The sequence below is a fragment of the Flavobacterium okayamense genome (genome assembly GCF_019702945.1).
GTDB classification, from domain to species: domain Bacteria; phylum Bacteroidota; class Bacteroidia; order Flavobacteriales; family Flavobacteriaceae; genus Flavobacterium; species Flavobacterium okayamense.
Map to the genome: position 1 here is coordinate 589,574 of NZ_AP024749.1, position 22,713 is coordinate 612,286.

Consider the following 22,713-nt stretch of genomic DNA (forward strand, 5'->3'; position numbering starts at 1 on the left):
TTTGATATTCAGTAGCTTTGTTGAAAAGTCATTTTATTAAAAGGTTAAGAAATTGAAATCAAAAAACATGAAAAGTCTTACCATTCAAGAGATACAAAACAAAATGGAGTACTTTTGTGCATATCAGGAACGTTGCTATAAAGATGTTAATAACAAGCTCAATAGCTTCTCTTTGATTCCTGAAGCTCGTGAAAAAATTCTGACTTATTTAATTGAAAACAATTTCATAAACGAGGAACGTTTTGCTAAAAGTTTTGCTCGTGGCAAAAACAATTATAAAAATTGGGGCAAAAACAGAATTATTCAAGAATTAAAGTTTCGAGATATTTCTCAACGAATTATACAATCGGCTTTAGCTGAATTATCTGAAGACGATTACTTAGAAAAGTTTAATTCATTAGCGGAAAAGCATTGGAACACCATAAAAGAAAGGAAAGGTCCAAAAAAAAATAAAAAGTTTGTCGACTTTTTACTCCGTAAAGGTTATGAGTCAAATCTAATTTTTGAAAAGTTAAATGAATTGAACAATAATCAATGAGACAATGTGGCAATGTGTTGATGTACTAATAAAATAATTGACTCATTGGTATATCGTCAAATTAACACATTAACCCTATCTTTGCAAAAAATTTGAACGTATGTTAGAAGATAAAAATCAACCGAAAACACAACTAGAAAACTTAGGTGAATTTGGTTTAATTGAACATTTAACTAAAAACATCAAAATAAATCGTAAATCTACCGTAAAAAGTATTGGAGACGACGCTGCTGTTTTAGATTTTGGAGCAAAAAAAGCGGTTGTTTCAACTGATTTACTAATTGAAGGTGTTCATTTTGATTTAGCCTACATGCCGCTCAAACATTTGGGATATAAGGCAGTCGTAGCTAATATTTCTGACATTTGCGCTATGAATGCTACGCCAACACAAATTACTATTTCAATTGCAGTTTCCAATCGTTTTCCACTTGAAGCCGTTGAAGAATTGTATGATGGAATGAAGTTAGCTGCACAAATTTATAATGTTGATATTATTGGTGGCGATACAACTTCTTCTCAAAAAGGCTTAATAATTAGCATTACAGCTATAGGAGAAGCTAATTTAGATGAAATAGTATATCGCAATGGTGCTCAAAATAATGATTTATTAGTAGTTACTGGAGATGTTGGTGCTGCATATATGGGCTTACAAGTTTTGGAACGCGAAAAACAAGTTTTTCAAGTTAATCCAAATAATCAACCTGATTTAGATGCCTATACATATTTAATTGAAAGACAATTAAAACCCGAAGCTAGAAATGATATCAAAGAGATTTTAGAAAAATTGGAAATCAAACCGACATCTATGATTGATATTTCTGACGGGCTTTCATCGGAAATAATTCATTTGTGTAAGCAAAGTAACGTGGGTTGCAATTTATTTGAAGAGAAAATCCCTGCTGATCCTCAATTAATTAATGTTTGTGAAGAATTTAATCTTGACATAACGACTGTAGCTTTGAGTGGTGGTGAAGATTACGAATTACTGTTTACTATAAAAATGGAAGGTTTTGATAAAATAAAAGCCAATCCAAACTTTACAGTAATTGGCCACATGACTGAGGCAAAAGAAGGCATTCATTTAATCACAAGAGCTAATACAAAAATCGCATTAAAAGCTCGCGGTTGGAATGCTCTTGAAAGTTAGAATTTAGATTTCAGAATTTAGAAATAAAAAAATCCCAAATGATTAAACATTTGGGATTTTTAGATTATGTATATTTTGCAACTGTTACTTTTAAATTACATTTTCATTAACCAATTTCGCATAGAAACTTCGTTATTGATTATTCCTCTTAATTCAGAAATAGCAACACGTTGTTGTTCCATAGTATCGCGGTGGCGAATAGTAACCGTTTTGTCTTCTAATGTTTGATGATCTACAGTAATACAGAAAGGAGTTCCTAAAGCATCTTGACGACGGTAACGACGACCTACAGCATCTTTTTCATCATATGCAACATTGAAATCCCATTTTAAATCGTCCACAATTTCTCTAGCAACTTCTGGCAAACCATCTTTCTTAACTAATGGTAATACAGCTGCTTTTGTTGGTGCTAAAACTGAAGGTAAACGTAAAACTGTACGTGTAGAACCATCTTCTAAGGTTTCTTCTTGTAAAGCTTTTGAGAAAACTGCCAAGAACATTCTATCTAAACCAACCGAAGTTTCTACTACGTAAGGAACGTAGTTTCTATTTTCCTCCGTGTCGAAATATTGTAATTTTTTACCTGAGAATTGTTCGTGCGCTTTTAAATCAAAATCTGTTCTTGAGTGAATTCCTTCTAATTCTTTAAATCCGAATGGGAAGTTGAATTCGATATCTGCTGCAGCGTTTGCGTAGTGTGCTAATTTTTCATGGTCGTGGAAACGATAATTTTCAGCACCTAAACCAAGTGAATTATGCCATTTTAAACGTGTTTCTTTCCAGTATTCATACCATTTCATTTCTTCGCCTGGCTTCACAAAGAATTGCATTTCCATTTGTTCAAATTCACGCATACGGAAAATAAACTGACGTGCTACGATTTCATTACGGAAAGCCTTACCTGTTTGAGCAATACCAAAAGGAATTTTCATTCGACCCGTTTTTTGAACGTTTAAGAAGTTTACGAAAATCCCTTGAGCCGTTTCTGGACGTAAATATAAATCCATAGCCGTATCGGCAGAAGCTCCTAATTTAGTTCCAAACATTAAGTTGAACTGACGAACTTCTGTCCAATTTTTAGAACCTGATTCTGGACAAGCAATTTCTAATTCTTCAATTAACGCTTTAACATCGGCTAAATCTCCAGAATCTAAACCTTTTGCCATTCTTTGAAGAATTGCAGTTTTTTGGTCTAGATATCCTTTAACTCTTTCGTTAGTTGCAACATATTGTGCTTCATCAAAAGCATCGCCAAAACGCGCTTTTGCTTTTTCTATTTCTTTTTGTGCTTTCTGATTTAATTTTTCAGCATAATCTTCAATTAAAACATCGGCACGATATCTTTTTTTAGAATCTTTATTATCGATAAGTGGATCGTTAAAAGCATCAACGTGACCTGATGCTTTCCAAGTAGTTGGATGCATAAAAATTGCAGCGTCAATACCAACGATATTTTCGTGCATTTGCACCATTGATTTCCACCAATAGTCGCGTATATTTTTCTTTAACTCTACTCCGTTTTGTGCATAATCATAAACTGCACTTAAACCATCATAAATTTCGCTCGACGGAAAAATAAATCCGTACTCTTTTGCATGCGAAATTACATTTTTAAAAATGTCTTCTTGTTTTGCCATGCTGCAAAAGTAAAAAATAGGAAGTCAATTTAGAAAAGAATTTTAAGAATAAATTGAATTAATTGTAATCATAAGACGTTGAACCAATTTTAATTGAATTATAAAACAAGTTAACTTTATAAGTTCCTTTAATAGTTTTATTCTTTTCAAGATCTACGTAAGTACAAACATCTGTGTCTTTTTGATTGTAGGCAACATCTGTTTTTGAACTGTAAACTACTTTATTTCCTTGAGTGTCTTCAAAAAAATCTTTTTCTAATGAAACAATTTGGTTATTAGGGTTAATTATTTGAATGTATACTTTTTTGTTTCCTATACCTACAAATTCGCTTCCTTCTAAAGTGAAGCAAACTCTTAATTCTTGTATTGGTTGAACTTTATTTTTCTTATATAAGTCAGTTAAAACCCTAACCCCTCTAGCATTCACGTTTACAGCTTTTAATTGTTTTACCACTGTTTTTTCTTCAACTGAAAAATTGTGTTCTTCAATTTGGTGAATCTTAATCTTATTTCGTTCTATTTTTGTTTCTAATTCAGCTATTTGGTTTCTGAAATTCTCATTTTGAATTCTTAAATTATGAACTTTTCCTGCTGGACTTTTATCTGTAGTATATTCTAATTCGGGTGAAGCTGTCGAAGCTAGACTACTATAATTTTCAAAAATTTCTGCTTGATTTTTCTTTAGATCAACATTTTCAGCATTAACTTTATCATAACTTACTAAAATTTCTTGTAATTGGGTTTGTAAAATTTGTTTTTCAGCATTAAACAATTCTGATTTTTTTTCATTTTCTGAAACTGCAGTGAAGTATTTATATCCACAGAAAACTGAAAGAATTGTAGTGATTGCAATCCCAATTAGGAGTACATTATTTTTTATAGTTGGCATTTGGCTAGTTATTTTCTTCAAATTAAAAAAAATACTCTATTTTTAACAACTATATAGGTAATTTTTCGATGAAATGCTTAAAAATCTGATAAACTTAATTTATCCTCAAACTTGTTTTGGGTGTAAAAATTTACTTTTAAAAAACGAAAAAACACTTTGCTCTGATTGTCTGCATGAATTACCTAAAACGTATCATCATAACATTTTTGAAAACGATTTAACAAAAAAGTTTTATGGAATAATTCCTATTGAATTCGGAGCCTCCTTTTTATATTTCAAATCCTATGGAATTGTGAAAGAAATAATCCACAATTTAAAGTACAGAGACAAACAAGAAATTGGAACCTTATTAGGAAATCTTTATGCCTATGAATTAAAAGAAGTAATTGAACAAAATAATATTACCGAAATAATTCCAGTACCACTTCATCCAAAACGATTAAAAAAAAGAGGATACAACCAAGTGACTACTTTTTGTGTATCGCTTTCAGAAAATTTAAACATTCCTTTAAACGAATCACTTCTAGTTCGTAATCTATATACAGAAACTCAAACACACAAGGATAAAGTTGCAAGACAATATCAAACTAATTTATTTGAGGCTAGATTTAGCGAACAAGATTGTGGAAAACATTTTTTATTAGTTGATGATGTAATTACAACTGGTGCCACACTAGAAAAATGCGCTAATGCTTTACTTAAAATTCCAAATTCTAAAGTAAGTATTGTTACTATTGCATTTACACAATCTTAAAAAAAATTAAAAAATTGGTTCAGTAGAATTTTAGTTGTTATTTTGTACTAAATATCGTTTCAATGAAGAATATTTATTTTGTTGTTTTTGCACTTTTTTTCGCAGGATTTTTAACATTTACAAGTTGCGCTAAAAGAGGTACAATTACTGGTGGACCAAAGGACACAATTGCACCTGTTTTAGTTAACGCTTATCCTGATAATTACACAACAAATTTTGATGGAAATGAAATTAAAATTACCTTCAATGAGTTAATTAAAGTTAAAGACATTAATAAGCAATTAATTATTTCGCCTCCTTTAAAAAAGAATCCAATCATAATTCCACAAGGAAGTGCAAGTAAATTCATATCCATAAAAATTTTAGACACTTTACAGCCCAATACAACTTACAGTTTTAATTTTGGACAAAGTATAACTGACAATAATGAAGGTAATCCATATTCTCAATTTAAATATGTTCTTTCAACAGGAAGCTATATTGATTCACTAGCTATTATGGGTAAAATTAAAGATGCTTTTGAAGAAAAACCTGATAATTTTGTTTCAGTTCAATTGTATGATGCTCAAACTTTTACTGATAGTACAGTTTATAAAGAAACGCCTCTTTATGTTACCAATACGCTTGATAGTTTAAAAGTATTTGCCCTAGAGAATTTAAAAGCTGGCGAATATTACATAGTTGCTTTAAAGGATTATAATAACAATTATAAATTTGATCCAAAAAAGGATAAAATTGGTTTTCTTAAAAACAAGATTTCTGTTCCTAATGATACGTTGTTTGAATTAGAACTTTTTCAAGAAAAAACTGTTTTTAAAGCTGTAAAGCCAATCCAACAAAGTAATAACAAATTGTTTATGGGGTTTGAGGGAAATCCAAAAGACGCAAAAATTACAGCAACTGATGGAATAAATAACGTTCCTCTTACAATGACAAAATTCCCTGAAAAAAATAAAGATTCGGTTCAGTTATTTATGCCTTTAATAAAAGTAGATTCTCTTGTTATATCGGTTGAAAAAGAAAACTATAAAAAAACCTTTACTACTAAAATTAAAGAACAAAAAGAAACCGATTCTCTTTCTATAAATGCAATTCAAAAAGGCACACTTCATTTTAGAGATACATACAAACTAACAACCGCAACCCCTTTAAAAAATATTGACAAAAATTTAATCACATTATTGAATAAGGATTCTGTGAAAGTTGATTTTGATTTTGCTTACGATGAATTTGAACAAGAAATTAAAATTGATTTCAAAAAAGAAGAGGGTCAAAAATATCAAATTGAATTTTTACCAAATGCATTTGAAGATATATACAATCTTAAAAACGATACGTTAAGTTTTGTTTTCGATACAAAAGCATTAACCGATTATGGAAACTTACGTGTTAATTTAACTTCTGCAAAAAAATTTCCTTTAATACTTGAAATTATTACCACTAAAGGTGAAGTAAAAGCAAGTGCCATTTCTAATGGTGAAAGAACTTTAAATTTTGATGCATTAGAACCAAATATTTATAAGTTACGTATTATTTATGATGATAACGGAAATGGAGTTTGGGATACAGGAAGTTACTTAGAAAAACGCCAAGCCGAAGAAATTCAATATTATCCTAAAGAAATTGATGTTCGCGCCAATTGGGATGTGGAACAGGAGTTTTAGATTTAAGTCAAAAGAGAAAAGTCGAAAGTAAAAAGTTTTACTTCAAATCAAATTCATCTTTATCATTCAAGAAATTAAGTTTAGCTCGTGTTTCGTGCATTTTCTTTTTGTTTAGCGAAACTACTTGTAAATCGCTTTCTTCAAAAGGAGCGATTAATTCGTTGCCTAATTCATCAATAACTTGAGAATGACCTATATAATCGTGTCCGTTTGCATCTTTTCCAACTCGGTTAACTCCAATGACGAAACTCATATTTTCAATTGCTCTCGCTTTAAGTAAAGTATCCCAAGCTTGAGTTCTCACTTTTGGCCAATTGGCAACATAAACCAATAAATCATAATCTTCTACATTTCTAGCAAAAACAGGAAAACGCAAATCGTAACATACTTGTGGACAAATTTTCCAATCTTTATATTCAAAAATTACTTTTTCGGTTCCTTTAGTATAGACTTTTTCTTCACCAGCTAATGTGAATAAATGGCGTTTATTATAATGTTGGATTTCACCTTTTGGCGTTACAAAAACCAATCGGTTGTAATAATTTCCTTCTTCTTCAATAACCAAACTACCAATAATAGCTGTTTTCTTTTGTTTTGCTAGACTTTTTAACCATTGTATCGTTTCGCCTTGCATTGTTTCAGCAACGCGCTCAGGATTCATTGTAAAGCCAGAAGTAAACATTTCGGGCAATACTAATATATCAAACTTTTTATCGCTTGAAAGCACTTTACTTTCAATGGTTAAACGGTTATATATTGGATTTTCCCAAACTAAATCGGTTTGTAGAATAGCTACTTTCATGAATAGATTTTTTTACAAATGTAATAGAAAAAAGGAAACCTGTTAACAGTTAAGCTAACAGGTTTATATTGTAAGATTCCTTCGCTTTGCTCGGAATGACTTATCTAATTATTTTACGCTTGCTTTTAAATACTCACGATTCATACGTGCAATATTTTCAAGAGAAATTCCTTTCGGACATTCGATTTCACAAGCACCAGTATTTGTACAGTTACCAAATCCTTCTTCGTCCATTTGGCGAACCATATTTAATACACGTTGGGTTGCTTCTACTTGTCCTTGAGGCAATAATGCATATTGAGAAACTTTAGCTCCAACGAATAACATTGCAGAACCATTTTTACAACTAGCAACACAAGCTCCACACCCAATACATGCTGCAGCTTCAAAAGCTTTATCAGCATCTACCTTAGGAACTGGAATTGAATTTGCGTCAATTGTATTACCTGAAGTGTTTACAGAAACGAATCCACCTGCTTGTTGTATTCTATCAAAAGAACTTCTATCGACAACTAAATCTTTAATTACAGGGAAAGCTTTACTTCTCCATGGTTCAATGTAGATTGTATCTCCATCGTTAAATTTACGCATATGCAATTGACATGTTGTAGTACCCGTTTCTGGACCGTGTGCTCTACCATTAATATATAATGAACACATACCACAAATACCTTCACGACAATCATGATCGAAAGCTACAGGCTCTTTTCTTTCACTTACTAATTGCTCGTTTAATTGGTCCAACATTTCCAAAAACGAACTTGCTGTAGAAACATTATCTAACTTATACGTTTCTATACCACCTTTAGTTTTAGCATTTTTTTGACGCCAAATTTTTAAGGTTATATTGATGTTTTTTGCTGTACTCATAATCTCTTATTTATAGTTTCTAGCTGCAATTTTAATGAACTCGTATTTTAAATCTTCTTTGTGAAGTACCGCTTTAGTAGTATCTTGACCTTTGTATTCCCATGCACCTACGAACGACATGTTTTCGTCATCACGAAGTGTTTCTCCTTCAGCATCTTGATACTCTTCTCTAAAATGTCCACCACAAGATTCTTTACGTTGTAAAGCATCCATTGCCATTAATTGTCCTAATTCTAAGAAATCGGCAACACGAAGTGCTTTTTCTAATTCTGGGTTCATTTCATCTGCGCTACCTGGAACGTAAACATCTTTGTAGAATTCATCACGAATTTGACCTATTTCTTCAATTGCTTCTTTCAATCCTTGCTCGTTACGTGCCATACCCACTTTATTCCACATAACGTGTCCTAATCTTTTATGGAAATGGTCAACTGTTTTCGTACCATTATTGTTCAAGAACATATTGATTGAATCTTTTACGTTCTTTTCTGCTTCAAGAAATTCAGGTGCATCAGTCGAAATCTTACCTGTACGAATTTCGTCAGCTAAATAATTCGAAACCGTATAAGGTAAAACAAAATAACCATCTGCTAAACCTTGCATTAAAGCAGAAGCACCTAAACGGTTTGCTCCGTGATCAGAGAAATTCGCTTCTCCAGCTACGAAACAACCTGGAATAGTAGATTGTAAGTTATAATCAACCCAAACTCCACCCATTGTATAGTGAACCGCTGGATAAATCTTCATTGGTGTTTCATATGGATTTTCGTCTGTAATTTTTTCATACATCTCGAATAAGTTACCATACTTTTCTTCCAACCATTTTTTACCTAATGTGATAATTTCTTCTTCAGAAGGGTTGTGATTTCCTTGTGCATAAGCCACTTCCTTACCTTTACTTTTAATTTCAGAAGAGAAATCTAAGTAAACACCTTCGTTTGTATCATTTGCTTCAATACCATAACCAGCATCACAACGCTCTTTTGCAGCACGAGATGCCACGTCACGAGGTACTAAGTTACCAAAAGCTGGATATCTTCTTTCTAAGTAATAATCTCTATCTTCTTCTGCAATTTGTGTTGGCTTTAATTTACCAGCGCGAATTGCTTCAGCATCTTCTTTCTTTTTAGGAACCCAAATACGACCAGAGTTACGTAATGATTCTGACATTAACGTTAACTTTGATTGGTTTGTTCCATGAACTGGAATACATGTTGGGTGAATTTGCACATAACATGGATTTGCAAAAGCAGCCCCTTGTTTGTGAATTTTCCAAGAAGCAGTTACGTTACTACCCATTGCATTTGTAGACAAGAAATAAACGTTTCCGTAACCACCAGAAGCAATTACAACAGCGTGTGCAGAATGTCTCTCGATTTCTCCTGTAACTAAGTTACGTGCAATAATTCCACGAGCCTTTCCATCAACTTTTACCAAATCTAACATTTCGTGACGGTTGTACATTTTAACACGTCCTAAACCAATTTGACGAGATAAAGCTGAATAAGCTCCTAATAATAACTGTTGTCCCGTTTGTCCAGCAGCATAAAAAGTACGTTGTACTTGAACCCCACCAAACGAACGGTTATCTAACATTCCTCCATATTCACGAGCAAAAGGAACTCCTTGTGCCACACATTGGTCAATAATATTACCAGAAACTTCAGCTAAACGATGAACATTAGCTTCACGAGCACGATAATCTCCCCCTTTGATTGTATCATAGAATAAACGATAGATTGAATCTCCATCGTTTTGGTAATTTTTTGCTGCATTAATCCCTCCTTGTGCTGCAATAGAGTGAGCACGACGTGGAGAATCTTGAAAACAAAATGCTTTTACATTATATCCCATTTCTCCTAGAGAAGCTGCAGCCGAAGCGCCAGCTAAACCCGTTCCTACAACAATTACATCAATCTTTGGACGGTTATTAGGAGCAACTAATTTTAAATGATTTTTATGATTGGTCCATTTGTCTTTTAATGGTCCTTCAGGTATTCTAGAATCTAACTTCATACTACTATGTGTTGATTATTTTGAAAAATGAATATATAAAGGAATTATAGCAAATAATATTGGTACTATAACTGCAAAAGCTTTACCAATAAATTTAATTGTTGGTGTAAACTTATTATTAATTCCTAACGATTGAAATGCACTCTGAAAGCCGTGCCATAAGTGGAATGCCAAAACAAACATTGCTAAAACATATCCTAAAGTTGCCCATAAACCAATTTTAGGGTTTTTAAAGAAATCGAAAGTGATTTTATGTAAATCTTTATATAAACTACCTATTTTAACATTTGCTCTTGCATCAAAAACTTCAGTTCCATTAATCACTTTTAATTGTTTAGGAACCATTTGATTTACTTGATTTATAGAATCGTTTACTGTCGCCACTTGATCAACAGCAAAGTACTGTCCTACAGATGTTCCTACATAATATTCTCTAGGTTCTTGCCCTGGAGTTTGAACTGTTGTTGTCATTAAAGGCATATTTTTGTCAAAATGCATTTTTGCCCAAAAATTAACCATGTGAGTCACAATAAAAACTAAAATTAACGTTCCTAGAACTGCCATATTTCTAGATGCAATTCCGCTATTAGCTGAAGGATTTGTTTTAACATAACCTACTGGTCTTGCTTTTTTATTTTGAATGGTTAATAAAATTCCATCCACCGCATGAAAAAGAATTGAAATGTAAGTTAAGTACGATAATATTTTTACCGCCGGATTAGTAGTCATAAACAAAGCATACTCATTAAATTGTTGCTTTGTACCGAAAATTAGTTGTAAATTTCCTGCTAAGTGACCCGCTAAAAACAAGCATAAAAATAAACCTGTAAGAGCCATCCAATATTTCTTTGCAATAGATGACTTTAAAAGCGCTGATTTTGCCATAATTTTATTTGATTGTAATAGTTTTATAAAAAATCAAACAAAAATAAGGTTATTTCACTTATACTACAACCTTTTAGTTCTAATTTATAATGAATTTAAAATGTGTTTAACCTCAACAAAATCAATATATTGTAAAACCACAATCTTATGCATATATTTTTTTTTTAGACTTTTAAATATAATCCATAAAACTATTATAAAAAAAGTAGCAATTCAAAGCTCTAAAATTGTGCTTTTAAAGTAAATTTACTTTTTCTTCTCATTAATTTCAAAAACTTTGTTTTTGTCTTCAATCGCAATTTTATACTTTCCTTTTAAAAGGTAAAAATTTCCATCATCAGCTTTTATAACTTTCTCTTGACTAAAACCTTTCTCTTTCGAATAGATTAAATCGTATTGAACTTTATTTAACCCTCTCTTTAATTGAACATCCTTTTTGAAAACTAATTTATCCTTTGAATTGTATATATTCAATTGAGTTTTTCTGTAACTTTTACTGTAAATCCAAAAATCAGTCTTTGGCTGATAATAATCACCCCAAGTATACATTTTCTTACCCCAATTTTTTGAAAAAATCACATCTTCAATGTCAAACAAATGCAATTCCGAATCTAGTATTTCATTAGTTAACTTTTCTAAGTATGAAACATCTACTTTATAAATAGAGCGTCCATGAGTTCCTACAATTAATTCTCTAGCTTCAGATTGCAGTTTAATATCATGAACTGCTACATTTGGCATATTTTCAGAGAAATCGAACCATTTTTCACCTCTATTTATGCTTGCAAACAAAGAATTATCGGTTCCAACATATAAAACATTTTCATTACTATCATCTTCATAAATCACGTTAACTGGTGAATTTTCAATTCCATGAGTTATTAATTTCCAAGTATCCCCATAATCTTCCGAAACATATATATAACTTGTAAAATCATCATTTCTATAACCATTTAAGGTCGCATAAACCCTTTCCAACCTATGTGAAGAAGCAACAACTCTTGAAACCCATAAATTTTCTGGAAGATTGTTACTTATTTTTTTCCAAGTTTCACCTCCATCCTTTGTCACATGAACATATCCATCATCTGAACCAACATAAATTAATCCGAATTTAAATTGACTCTCAGATATTGTTGTAAGTGTCCCAAAAGCGACATTTCCTTCTACTTTCCCTTTGGTTAAATCTTTAGAAATTTTTTCCCAAGTTTCACCTTTGTCCATAGAACGGTGTAAAAAATTAGACCCTAGATACAAAATGTCTTGATTATGACTCGACAATAAAATAGGAGTTTGCCAATTGAAACGGTAGGGTTCTTCTTTTGAATCTTTAAGTAATTTTGGAGTGATTTTATTAAAATCATTAGTCTCTCGATTTATTCTAAAATAATTACCAAACTGATATCCTGTATAAACAATATTTGAGTTGCGATTATCAATTTGAATTTGCATCCCATCACCCCCAATTAACTCTTGATAGGGATATTTTCCTTCTTGATGCCACGCTACATTTTGCTCAAAATCATTAGGCCCAACCCAAACTCCATTATCTTGTAAACCTCCATAAACATTATACGGCTTTTGATTGTCTACTTGTACCGCATAAAACTGACCAACTGCCTCATTATTACATTTAATCCAATGTTCGCCATTATCATAAGTTATATTTACACCTCCATCGTTCCCGTTAATTATGTGTTTAGGGTTTTTTGGGTTTATCCAAGTTACATGATGATCCGCATGAACATTCTCTTTATTAATCATCTTGAAAGACTTTCCGCCATCATTTGAGTTTAATAAGGGTACACCTCCAATATAAATTTGGTTCTCATCGCTTGAATTAACGGCAATATTTGCAAAATAATAGCCGTAAGAATAAAACATATCATCGATAAAATTATCGTGTGTTTTACTCCAAGATTTACCACCATCAACAGATTTGTATAATTCACAACCAATTACTTCTGTTTCAAAAAGTGCAGCATTTGCATCTTTCGGTTTTTCTTTATTGGCATTTGGTCTTTTATTTTGATTGTCTAAAACTGCATAAATCATTTTTTCATTAACAACTGCAAGACCTATTCTACCAACCCCTTCATCATGAGGAAATCCGGAGTTTTCAGTTGAAATTAATTGCCAAGTCCCACCGCCATCTTCACTTTTATAAATAGCCGATTCTTTTCCGTTACCTGAGAAATTCCAAGCTTTTCTGTCTTTTTCCCACGATGCTGCAAACATAATTTTAGGATTTTCAGAAACGACTTGTAAATCTATAATTCCGGTTTTATCGCTTATAAAAAGTGTTTTTTTCCAAGTTTTTCCACCATCGATAGTTTTAAAAATTCCCCTTTCTTCATTTCTGGTATACAAATGACCTAAAGCCGCCACAATAATTTCATTGGAATCAATTGGATTTACCCAAACTCTCGAAATATGATGTGAATCTTTTAAACCTAAATTTTGCCAAGTTTTACCTTTATCTGATGATTTTAACAAACCTATTCCGGCATATGAAGAGCGCGAAGCATTTACTTCTCCCGTACCCACCCAAATTTCATGTGTTTTCCAATTTACAGTTACCGAACCACAATTTAAAGTTGGCGCAGTATCCATAACCGGTTGAAAACTGGTTCCGTTATTATTGGTATACCAAAGTCCACCCGAAGCATACGCAACATAAAATTCTGTTGGGTTTTCTGGATTAACAGACAAATCAACCACACGACCACTCATGATTGTTGGTCCGATATTTTTGAATTTTACTTCAGAAACATCAATGACTTGACTATTAGCGAATGCTATTAAAAAAAGAAGGAGAAAAGTGAATTTGTTTTTCATTTGTGGAAATTTTTACCAAATTAATCAAATCTTGATTTTAATTCAAATTTTTCATTTCCTTTAACAGCATTTCAATACATTCTTTTTAAATTTGGTACAGAAAAAAATCAAACCAATGAAATATCATCAAATAAACCGTGACTTGTTCATTAAAAACAGAAAAAAGTTCACGGCTCAAATGAAACCTAATAGTGTAGCCATTTTTAATTCTAACGATATTTATCCAGTAAGTGCTGATAGCACTTTACCTTTTGCGCAACATCGCGACATTTTTTATTTAAGTGGTGTTGACCAAGAAGAAAGTATTTTATTACTTTTTCCAGATGCGCCTTATGAACATTTGAAAGAAATTTTATTTCTAAAAGAAACAAACGAACATATTGCGGTTTGGGAAGGCGAAAAATTAACAAAAGAACGTGCTTTTGAAGTGAGCGGTATAAAATCGGTTATTTGGTTACAGGATTTTCATAAAACTTTGAAAGAAGTTATGGCTTATGCTGAAACCATGTACATTAATACTAATGAACATTACAGAGCTTCAATTGACACAGAAACTCGTGAAGCGCGTTTTGTAAAATGGTGGAAAAATGAATATCCAGCCCATAAAGTTGAAAAATCAAATCCAATACTTCAAAAATTACGTTCGGTTAAAGAGCAAGAAGAATTAGATTTAATCCAAAATGCATGTAACATTACAGAAAAAGGTTTCCGTAGAATTTTAAACTTTGTGAAGCCAGGCGTAATGGAATATGAAATTGAAGCTGAATTTGCACATGAATTTTTAAGAAATCGTTCAAAAGGGTTTGCTTATACGCCGATTATTGCCTCTGGAAATAATGCTAATGTTTTACATTACATTGAAAACAACCAAGAATGTAAAGCTGGAGATTTATTATTACTTGATGTTGGTGCTGAATACGCTAATTATTCAAGTGATATGAGCAGAACCATACCTGTTTCTGGAAAATTTACTGATCGACAAAAAGCGGTTTACAATGCAGTTTTAAGAGTAAAAGATGAAGCCACAAAAATGTTGGTTCCTGGAACACTTTGGAAACAATATCATGTCGAAGTTGGTAAACTAATGACTTCTGAATTATTAGATTTAGGTTTAATTGACAAAGCTGATGTTCAAAATGAAAATTCAGATTGGCCAGCCTATAAAAAATATTTCATGCACGGAACTTCTCATCACATGGGATTAGATACGCATGATTACGGCTTACTTCATTTACCAATGGAAGCCAACATGGTGTTTACTGTTGAACCTGGAATTTATATACCACAAGAAGGTTTTGGTATTCGATTAGAAGACGATGTGGTAATTCAACCAAGTGGAGAACCATTTAACTTAATGAAGAATATTCCTATCGAAGCGGAAGAGATAGAAGATTTAATGAATCGATGATAATCAAAACTTACAAATAAAAAAAAAGAGCAACACAATGTGTTGCTCTTTTTTTGCTCCCCCTCTTGGGCTCGAACCAAGGACCCTCTGATTAACAGTCAGATGCTCTAACCAACTGAGCTAAGGAGGAATAACCTTATAGGTTAATTCCGTTACAAAAAAGTTAGCTCCCCCTCTTGGGCTCGAACCAAGGACCCTCTGATTAACAGTCAGATGCTCTAACCAACTGAGCTAAGGAGGAAGGTAGTAACCTTTTTTGCGAGTGCAAATATAACTTGAAATTTTATTTTAGCAAATAAAATTCTAATTTTTATTGGAAAAATTTATCTGCTACTAATTGAAAGATGTCTTTTCCAAAAGTTAAAGCCATTAATGTTAGCAAAATAATCATTCCAGCTGTTTGTACATAACCTGCTGCTTTATCACTTAGTGTTTTTCCAGTAATCATTTCAACAATAGTAAACAAAGCATGTCCACCATCTAAACCAGGAATAGGCAGTAAGTTCATAAACGCCAAACCGATTGAGAACAAAGCGGTGAAATTCCAAATGTATTCCCAATTCCAAGTATCTGGTAAAGCTCTTGCAATTCCAACAGGGCTTTTAACTTGTTTGTAAGCACCAGTTGCGGGACGAAGAATTAATTTAAAACTCTTAACATTATACACTAATAATGACCAAGATTCTTTAATAGCTGCTGGAATTGCTTCAAAAACACTCATTTTATTTTCAACAATAAAGTCGTCTTTAATAAATGATTTGAATAGGAATCCAAGTTTTCCAACTGAATCTGTTTTAGCTTTTAAAATTTTTTCATTATTATTTCTAATAACTGCTATAGAAACTGAATCATTTTTATGTTGGCTAAGAAAACTCGTAAATTCATCCTTAAACTTAAATTTTTGTCCATTCACAGCAACTATAGAATCTCCTTTTACTAAACCCGCTTTTGCCGCTTGTGAACCTATCAAAACAGAATCAACTGAAGAACCATGAAAACGAGGTTCGATAAAACTTCTTCCTTCTTTATCTAAAATTTCGCCAATTTGTTCATCTGTTAGATTTAATTTTACTTGTTCGCCATTTCTATCTACAACAACTTCTTCACTAAATAAGATGTCCATTACCATTCGGTTGAAATTTTCTTGAAATTTCCCATCAACAGAAACAATTTTATCTCCATTTTGAAAACCAGCTTTTTGACCAACTTCTCCAAAAGCTAAACCTTCTTTTTGAATAATTTCTGTTGCAACATATTTTTTCCCAACTGTTGTATACATTACTGTATAAATTACCCACGCTAAAAGAATGTTTACAATGATTCCACCAAGCATAATAATCAAACGTTGCCAAGCAGGTTTTGAACGAAATTCCCAAGGTTGAGCTTCTTGTTTCATTTGCTCAGTATCCATACTTTCATCAATCATTCCTGAAAGTTTAACATACCCTCCTAATGGCAACCAACCAATCCCCCATTCAGTTTCTCCAATTTTTTTCTTAACTAATGAAAAGCCCGCATCCATGAATAAATAAAACTTCTCAACTCTAACTTTAAACCATTTTGCAGTGATATAATGTCCAAATTCATGAAGAATTACTAAAACTGAAAGTATAAATATTATTTGCGCTAATTGAATCATTTTTAAAACTCTATTATTTATGTAAACGACAAAAGTAAGGTTTTCACCTTACTTTTTATCAATATTTTATTTTGGAATTATTTTTTTATAAAATTTTTATGAATTAAACCTTCACTTGTTTTAATTTTTGCATGATAAACTCCATCATTTAATTTTAAAATTGAGAAACTTGTATTTTCTTCTTTCAAAACTAATTGCCCTAATCCATTATAAATCTCAATTGATTTTAAAAGAATAGTATTTGGCAACTTTACATTAAGAATGTTATTTGATGGATTCGGGTACAAGCTAATCGATTGATTTAAATCAAAAGTGTCATTCCCAAGTGTTGTTGTATTATTGTTTTTGGAAATAATGTGTTTGTTCGGATCAAATTCTGAGCTTGTAACTACAAATGGAGAAGCAACAATAAATTCTTGCCCATTAAATGTATTATTTACAACTACATCATGTGAACTTCCTCCTGAGTCGAACAATCTAATCTCTAAGGGCATTTCAAAGAAACTAACTGAGGCATGAGATTGTGTTTGGTTAACAGTAATTTTTACTTGTCCTGCTCCCCAGTTTTGTACCGTTATGTCATACGATGGATATCCTTGATTATAAACCCAATCATTAAAAAACTCGTTTAAACTTGAACCATGAACCGCTTCCACATGAGATTGAAGATCACTAGTTATGGCATAAGCATACGAAAGATTAGGATCGGTTAAATAATTTTGAAGTGCTTGAAAGAAATTTGTATCTCCCATTACCCAACGCAACATATGAGTTACCATTGATCCTTTGTTATACGACAATCTACCGCTGAAAATTCTATTTACATTCAAAGCTTCAGAATCTGTTAAATAAAGAGCACCACCCGGTTGTGAAGTAATATTGTTAATTTTAGAATTTTTCCAAGACACAAAACTTGTTGCCCCATCTAATTCTTCCACAACAATGCCTGCGGTATACTCTGTAAGCCCTTCATTTAACCAAATATCTTTCCATGTTCCGCAAGTAACTCTATTCCCAAACCATTGATGTCCTAATTCATGTGCAATTAAACTTCTTGGAAAACTTACCATTGAAGACATGGTAGCGTGCTCCATTCCTCCTCCCCAACCAAATTGAACATGACCATATTGCTCATTTCTATAAGGATAAGGTCCGAATTTATCCTCAAAAACATTCATAATAGGAACTGTTTGATCAATTTGTGCTTGAACTGAACTATTATTATTTTCGGGATATAAATAATTATTGATAGGGAAAAATGGACTTTGAGTTGTACCTAATCCCGCTTGAATGTTATAAGAAACATAATTAGTAACATTTAAACTGATTAAATAAGCTGGAATTGGATACCCGTGGTGAAAATGACGCGTTACCATTCCTCCGCTAGTAGTTTCACTTTGTAATAACCCATTAGTTACTCCTATATAACCTGTAGGACAAGTGATATAAACATCAATATTATCAATTTTATCATTTAAATCTTGTTTACAAGGCCACCAATCTCTTGCTCCAAAAGGCTCAGAAAGCGTATAAATAACAGGTGTTCCACTATGAGTACTTGTACTAAAAGCTTGTTCATCTGTATCAGGAGCTCCTGAATAGTTAATTACAACTGTAGCAGAACTACCATTGGTAATAGTTGATGGAAAATTAATTTCTAACTCTTCCGTGTTATATTGCGAAAACGTTAAAGAAGTAGCTCCCATCATTACTGAATTAACAGTTAATACATCTGTTAAATCAAAAATTATTGAGTTCATATCTTCTAAAGCAGTAAAAGTAGTTGCAACCTGACCAACAATATTGTAGACAGCAGGGTTTACTGTGAAACGCAATTCATGATAGGTAATATCATAATTTTGCGTATTAGGGTTTACTTGAAAATTTTGAATTGAAGCAGCTGATTTCATTTCAGCTTCTATCATATGTTCAAAATCTTCTTGCTCAGTTTGGGCTGCCGAAAAAAGACTTGAAACTAAAAGTAAGGTTAAGTAAATTTTTCTCATTTTTAATTAAAATTTAGCTAATATAGAAATATTCAATTAGTTACAGAAAACAATTAACGTAATATTCATTTTTTATACTTACTTTTTTGTTCTTAATACTGTTTAATTTTGTTAAATTTGCGACTTAAATTTTTTAAAATCATGTTACAGGTAGCTTACATTAGAGAAAACAAAGAAGAAGTTATCAAAGGTTTAGCAAAGAGAAATATGGATGCTAGCGAATTGGTAAACTTAGTAATTGAATTAGATGAGAAAAGAAGATCTACTCAAGTGGAACTAGACAATATTCTTGCTGAATCGAATAAGCTATCCAAAGAAATTGGCGAATTAATGCGTAATGGTGAAAAAGAAAAAGCCGAAGCAACCAAAGCAAAAACTGCCGATTTAAAAGAAAAAACAAAAGAATTAACTGATGTACTTAATGAAGCAACAGCTTCATTACAAGAAGAATTATACAAATTACCTAATATTCCAACAGCAATTGTTCCAGAAGGAAAAACTGCTGATGACAACTTAAATGTGTATCAAGATGGTGAAATCCCTACTTTACATGAAGGAGCAATGCCTCATTGGGAATTAGCAAAAAAATACGACATTATTGATTTCGATTTAGGTGCAAAAATTACGGGTGCCGGGTTTCCTGTTTACAAAGGAAAAGGAGCTCGTTTACAGCGTGCCTTAATCAATTATTTTTTAGATAAAAACACGGCTGCGGGTTATCAAGAAACTCAAGTTCCACATTTAGTGAACGAAGCTTCTGGTTTTGGAACCGGGCAATTACCAGATAAAGAAGGGCAAATGTATTTCGTAGGTGAAGATAATTTATATTTAATTCCTACTGCAGAAGTTCCAGTAACTAATATTTATCGTGATGTTTTATTAAACGAAAGCGATTTACCTATTCTTGTAACTGGCTATACGCCTTGTTTCCGTAGAGAAGCAGGTTCTTATGGAGCTCATGTAAGAGGTTTAAATCGTTTACACCAATTTGATAAAGTTGAGATTGTTCGCATTGAACATCCTGAAAAATCATACGAAGCTTTAGATGGAATGGTAGAACATGTAAAAGGAATTTTAGAGGATTTAAAATTACCTTTCCGTATTTTAAGACTTTGTGGTGGTGATATGGGATTCACTTCTGCATTAACGTATGACTTTGAAGTATTTTCAACAGCACAAGACCGTTGGTTAGAAATTTCTTCGGTTTCAAATTTTGAAACTTTTCAAGCAAACCGATTAAAACTACGTTTCAAAGACAAAGAAGGTAAAAACCAGTTAGCACATACCTTAAACGGAAGTTCATTAGCATTACCAAGAGTTTTAGCAGGAATTTTAGAAAACTATCAAACACCCGAAGGAATTGTAATTCCAGAAGTGCTTAGACCATATACAGGGTTTGACATTATCAACTAATCGTTAATCTTATTTTAATCGTGCACTATTTTAACGCAAATGTGTTAACTTAGTGCATTATTGTTTTATGCGAAAAATACTCTTCATATTTCTATTTCTATTCCAAAACGTTTTGTTGGCTCAAAACGAGCAATTGGCATTGGATTATATTGAGACAGGTCAATATGAAAAGGCTATTAGTTTGTTGGAACCAATCTTAGAAAAGCAACCATCAAATTATTATTATTTTGATAAGCTTTTAATCTGCTACCAACAAACAGAGCAATTTGAAAAAGCTTTAAGTCTAATACAAATTAGAATTAAAAAATACAATCAACCACAACTTTTAATCGAAGAAGGTTACATTTATCAATTACAAGGCAATACTCAAAAAGCGGAAAAAAAATACAATGAAGCAATTAATCGAATTTACGAACACCCTATATATTCACACAATTTAGGAGCTACTTTTCAAAACAAAACGCTTTTAAATTGGGCTTTACAAGCTTATGAGTTGGGTCAAAAAGAAAACCCAAACCTTAATTTTGATTATCAAACCGCATTGATTTATGGGCAAATGGGGAATTTAGAAGGAATGACCAATAAACTTTTAGATTATGCGTATTCTAATCCAAGTAACACACCAACCGTACAGAATTATTTTTCAAGATTTCTTTTAGAAAACACGTCAGAAACCTTTCAAAACGATTTAAAAAAAGCCTTACTAATTCGTACTCAAAAAACACCAGATATTTATTGGAACGAGTTTTTAAGTTGGTTTTACGTGCAGCAAAAAGATTTTGGCAAAGCATTCATTCAAGAAAAAGCAGTTTATAAACGCAATCCAGAAACTTTAAATAATATTATTGCTTTAGGTCAAATGTCAGTTGATGACAATCAAAAGGAAACAGCGCAATCTATTTTTAGTTTCATTTTAGAAAACACGCAAGATATTGGCCTTCAAATTAAAGCGAATGAGTTTTTAATGCGAATAAAAATTGAAGAAAGTGAAAAAACAGCATATCCAAAACTTAAAGAAGAACTAAATCTTCTATTGAAAAAATTCGGAATTTCACCTTATTCATTAGACTTACAATTATTAACTGCCAATTTTGAGTGTTTTTATTTGAACAACCCTAATGAAGCTTCACAATTATTGAACAAATCATTAGAATTGCCACTTAATCCACGACAAATTGCAACTGTTAAATTAGAATTGGCAGATATTTTATTGTACAGCGAAAAATTCAACCAAGCCATTTTATTTTATGCGCAAGTAGAAGACAACATGAAGAATGATGAAATGGCACACGAAGCAAGCATGAAAATGGCGAAAGCTAATTATTTTAAAAACGATTTCGATTGGGCTTTACAGCAAGTGAAGGTTTTGAAACAGTCGTCTAGTTTATTGATTGCTAACGATGCATTAGAGTTATTTTTGCTGATTCAAGATAATTCAGTCGAAGATAGTTTACGAAAATCATTAACTGCTTTTTCAAAGGCTGATTTAAAATTATATCAAAAGAAAAAAACAGAAGCTTTACAAGATTTCAAACAAATTTTAACCGATTACAAAGACGACTCAATTGTTGATGAAACGCTTTTAAAAATTGGAAAAATCCAACAAGATTTAAAACAATACACCGAAGCAATTACAAGTTTTAATGAAATTATCGAAAAACATACCGAAGGCGTTTTTGTAGATGAAGCTTTGTACTTTTCTGCCGAAATTTGTAGAAGATTTCTCGATAATCCCGAAAAAGCAAAAGCTTTGTATGAAAAAGTAATTTTCAATCACCAAGATAGTATTTACTTTACCGAATCGCAACGTCAATACAGATTATTACGTGGTGATACCAATATTTAAAAATCAAATTCAAATAAACGAATAACAGATAAACATGATCATATACAACGTTACCATAAATATAGAAGAAACCGTTCATGATAAATGGATTGATTGGATGCGCAACAAACATATTAACGATGTTTTAGCAACAGGTTTATTTATAAGCGCACGATTAGTTAAAGTTTTAGTGGATGAAGAAATGGGTGGCGTTACCTATTCGGTTCAATATTTAGCACCTTCACGTGAAAATTTAGAAATGTATTACAAGCATCATGCTCCTAGATTGCGCCAAGAAGGTTTAGAACTATTTGCCGATAAAATGTTAGCTTTTAGAACGGAGCTTGAAGTAATGAACGAATTTTTCCACGAAAGCAACTAA

Annotated in this window: 17 protein-coding genes and 2 tRNA genes; 8 read left to right on the forward strand and 11 right to left on the reverse strand. The window is 32.0% G+C overall.

Features of this window, described 5'->3' with window-relative positions; all coding sequences use genetic code 11:
* Positions 1-67 precede the first annotated feature (67 nt).
* Together KK2020170_RS02650 and thiL are read left to right on the forward strand one after the other, a co-directional pair.
* On the forward strand, positions 68-538 hold the full coding sequence (locus tag KK2020170_RS02650; protein WP_255567335.1) for a regulatory protein RecX: 471 nt from the start codon (positions 68-70) through the stop codon (positions 536-538).
* A gap of 100 nt (positions 539-638) precedes the next feature.
* Positions 639-1,685 carry a thiamine-phosphate kinase gene (gene thiL / locus KK2020170_RS02655; RefSeq protein WP_221259260.1) on the forward strand — a complete coding sequence of 349 codons (1,047 nt, stop codon included), beginning with the start codon at positions 639-641 and terminating at the stop codon, positions 1,683-1,685.
* Between the two features lie 95 nt (positions 1,686-1,780).
* On the opposite strand, the gene KK2020170_RS02660 is transcribed toward thiL, so the two are convergent.
* Together KK2020170_RS02660 and KK2020170_RS02665 are read right to left on the reverse strand one after the other, a co-directional pair.
* Positions 1,781-3,322, reverse strand: a complete 1,542-nt coding sequence (locus KK2020170_RS02660) for a glycine--tRNA ligase (protein ID WP_221259261.1) — start codon at positions 3,320-3,322, stop codon at positions 1,781-1,783.
* 58 nt (positions 3,323-3,380) lie between these two features.
* A complete protein-coding gene (locus KK2020170_RS02665; RefSeq protein ID WP_221259262.1) occupies positions 3,381-4,211 on the reverse strand; it encodes a hypothetical protein in 831 nt (276 codons plus the stop codon).
* 292 nt (positions 4,212-4,503) lie between these two features.
* Here KK2020170_RS02665 and KK2020170_RS02670 point away from each other — a divergent pair, with 292 nt between their 5' ends.
* Both KK2020170_RS02670 and KK2020170_RS02675 read left to right on the forward strand, forming a co-directional pair.
* The gene (locus tag KK2020170_RS02670; RefSeq protein WP_315861811.1) at positions 4,504-4,965 is read left to right on the forward strand and encodes a ComF family protein; all 462 of its coding nucleotides are present in this window, start codon (positions 4,504-4,506) and stop codon (positions 4,963-4,965) included.
* Positions 4,966-5,027: 62 nt separating this feature from the next.
* Positions 5,028-6,629 (forward strand): Ig-like domain-containing domain, encoded by a 1,602-nt coding sequence (locus KK2020170_RS02675; RefSeq protein ID WP_221259264.1) that lies wholly within the window; start codon positions 5,028-5,030, stop codon positions 6,627-6,629.
* Between the two features lie 37 nt (positions 6,630-6,666).
* On the opposite strand, the gene KK2020170_RS02680 is transcribed toward KK2020170_RS02675, so the two are convergent.
* The 5 genes from KK2020170_RS02680 to KK2020170_RS02700 form a co-directional block, all read right to left on the reverse strand.
* Positions 6,667-7,431: an amidohydrolase gene (locus KK2020170_RS02680; RefSeq protein WP_221259265.1), complete on the reverse strand. Its 765-nt coding sequence runs from the start codon at positions 7,429-7,431 to the stop codon at positions 6,667-6,669.
* 108 nt (positions 7,432-7,539) lie between these two features.
* Positions 7,540-8,301, reverse strand: coding sequence for a succinate dehydrogenase/fumarate reductase iron-sulfur subunit (locus KK2020170_RS02685; RefSeq protein ID WP_221259266.1), 762 nt, complete (start codon positions 8,299-8,301; stop codon positions 7,540-7,542).
* A gap of 6 nt (positions 8,302-8,307) precedes the next feature.
* On the reverse strand, positions 8,308-10,317 hold the full coding sequence (locus KK2020170_RS02690; protein WP_221259267.1) for a fumarate reductase/succinate dehydrogenase flavoprotein subunit: 2,010 nt from the start codon (positions 10,315-10,317) through the stop codon (positions 8,308-8,310).
* 15 nt (positions 10,318-10,332) lie between these two features.
* Positions 10,333-11,202, reverse strand: coding sequence for a succinate dehydrogenase cytochrome b subunit (locus KK2020170_RS02695; RefSeq protein WP_221259268.1), 870 nt, complete (start codon positions 11,200-11,202; stop codon positions 10,333-10,335).
* A gap of 246 nt (positions 11,203-11,448) precedes the next feature.
* Positions 11,449-14,040 carry a WD40/YVTN/BNR-like repeat-containing protein gene (locus tag KK2020170_RS02700; RefSeq protein WP_221259269.1) on the reverse strand — a complete coding sequence of 864 codons (2,592 nt, stop codon included), beginning with the start codon at positions 14,038-14,040 and terminating at the stop codon, positions 11,449-11,451.
* Between the two features lie 115 nt (positions 14,041-14,155).
* Here KK2020170_RS02700 and KK2020170_RS02705 point away from each other — a divergent pair, with 115 nt between their 5' ends.
* Entirely contained in the window at positions 14,156-15,448 is a 1,293-nt protein-coding gene (locus tag KK2020170_RS02705; RefSeq protein ID WP_221259270.1) for an aminopeptidase P family protein, read from the forward strand.
* Positions 15,449-15,504: 56 nt separating this feature from the next.
* Here the strand turns inward: KK2020170_RS02705 and KK2020170_RS02710 are convergent.
* The 4 genes from KK2020170_RS02710 to KK2020170_RS02725 all read right to left on the reverse strand — a co-directional run bounded on the left by KK2020170_RS02710 (position 15,505) and on the right by KK2020170_RS02725 (position 19,093).
* Positions 15,505-15,578, reverse strand: a tRNA-Asn gene (locus KK2020170_RS02710).
* A gap of 37 nt (positions 15,579-15,615) precedes the next feature.
* Positions 15,616-15,689, reverse strand: a tRNA-Asn gene (locus KK2020170_RS02715).
* Between the two features lie 69 nt (positions 15,690-15,758).
* The gene (gene rseP, locus KK2020170_RS02720) at positions 15,759-17,087 is read right to left on the reverse strand and encodes an RIP metalloprotease RseP (RefSeq protein ID WP_221259271.1); all 1,329 of its coding nucleotides are present in this window, start codon (positions 17,085-17,087) and stop codon (positions 15,759-15,761) included.
* A gap of 77 nt (positions 17,088-17,164) precedes the next feature.
* A complete protein-coding gene (locus KK2020170_RS02725) occupies positions 17,165-19,093 on the reverse strand; it encodes a M1 family metallopeptidase (protein ID WP_221259272.1) in 1,929 nt (642 codons plus the stop codon).
* A gap of 141 nt (positions 19,094-19,234) precedes the next feature.
* On the opposite strand from KK2020170_RS02725, the gene serS reads away from it, so the two are divergent.
* The 3 genes from serS to KK2020170_RS02740 all read left to right on the forward strand — a co-directional run bounded on the left by serS (position 19,235) and on the right by KK2020170_RS02740 (position 22,713).
* A complete protein-coding gene (serS, locus tag KK2020170_RS02730) occupies positions 19,235-20,506 on the forward strand; it encodes a serine--tRNA ligase (RefSeq protein ID WP_221259273.1) in 1,272 nt (423 codons plus the stop codon).
* Positions 20,507-20,573: 67 nt separating this feature from the next.
* Positions 20,574-22,352, forward strand: coding sequence for a tetratricopeptide repeat protein (locus KK2020170_RS02735; protein WP_221259274.1), 1,779 nt, complete (start codon positions 20,574-20,576; stop codon positions 22,350-22,352).
* Positions 22,353-22,386: 34 nt separating this feature from the next.
* Positions 22,387-22,713: a DUF4286 family protein gene (locus tag KK2020170_RS02740; RefSeq protein ID WP_221259275.1), complete on the forward strand. Its 327-nt coding sequence runs from the start codon at positions 22,387-22,389 to the stop codon at positions 22,711-22,713.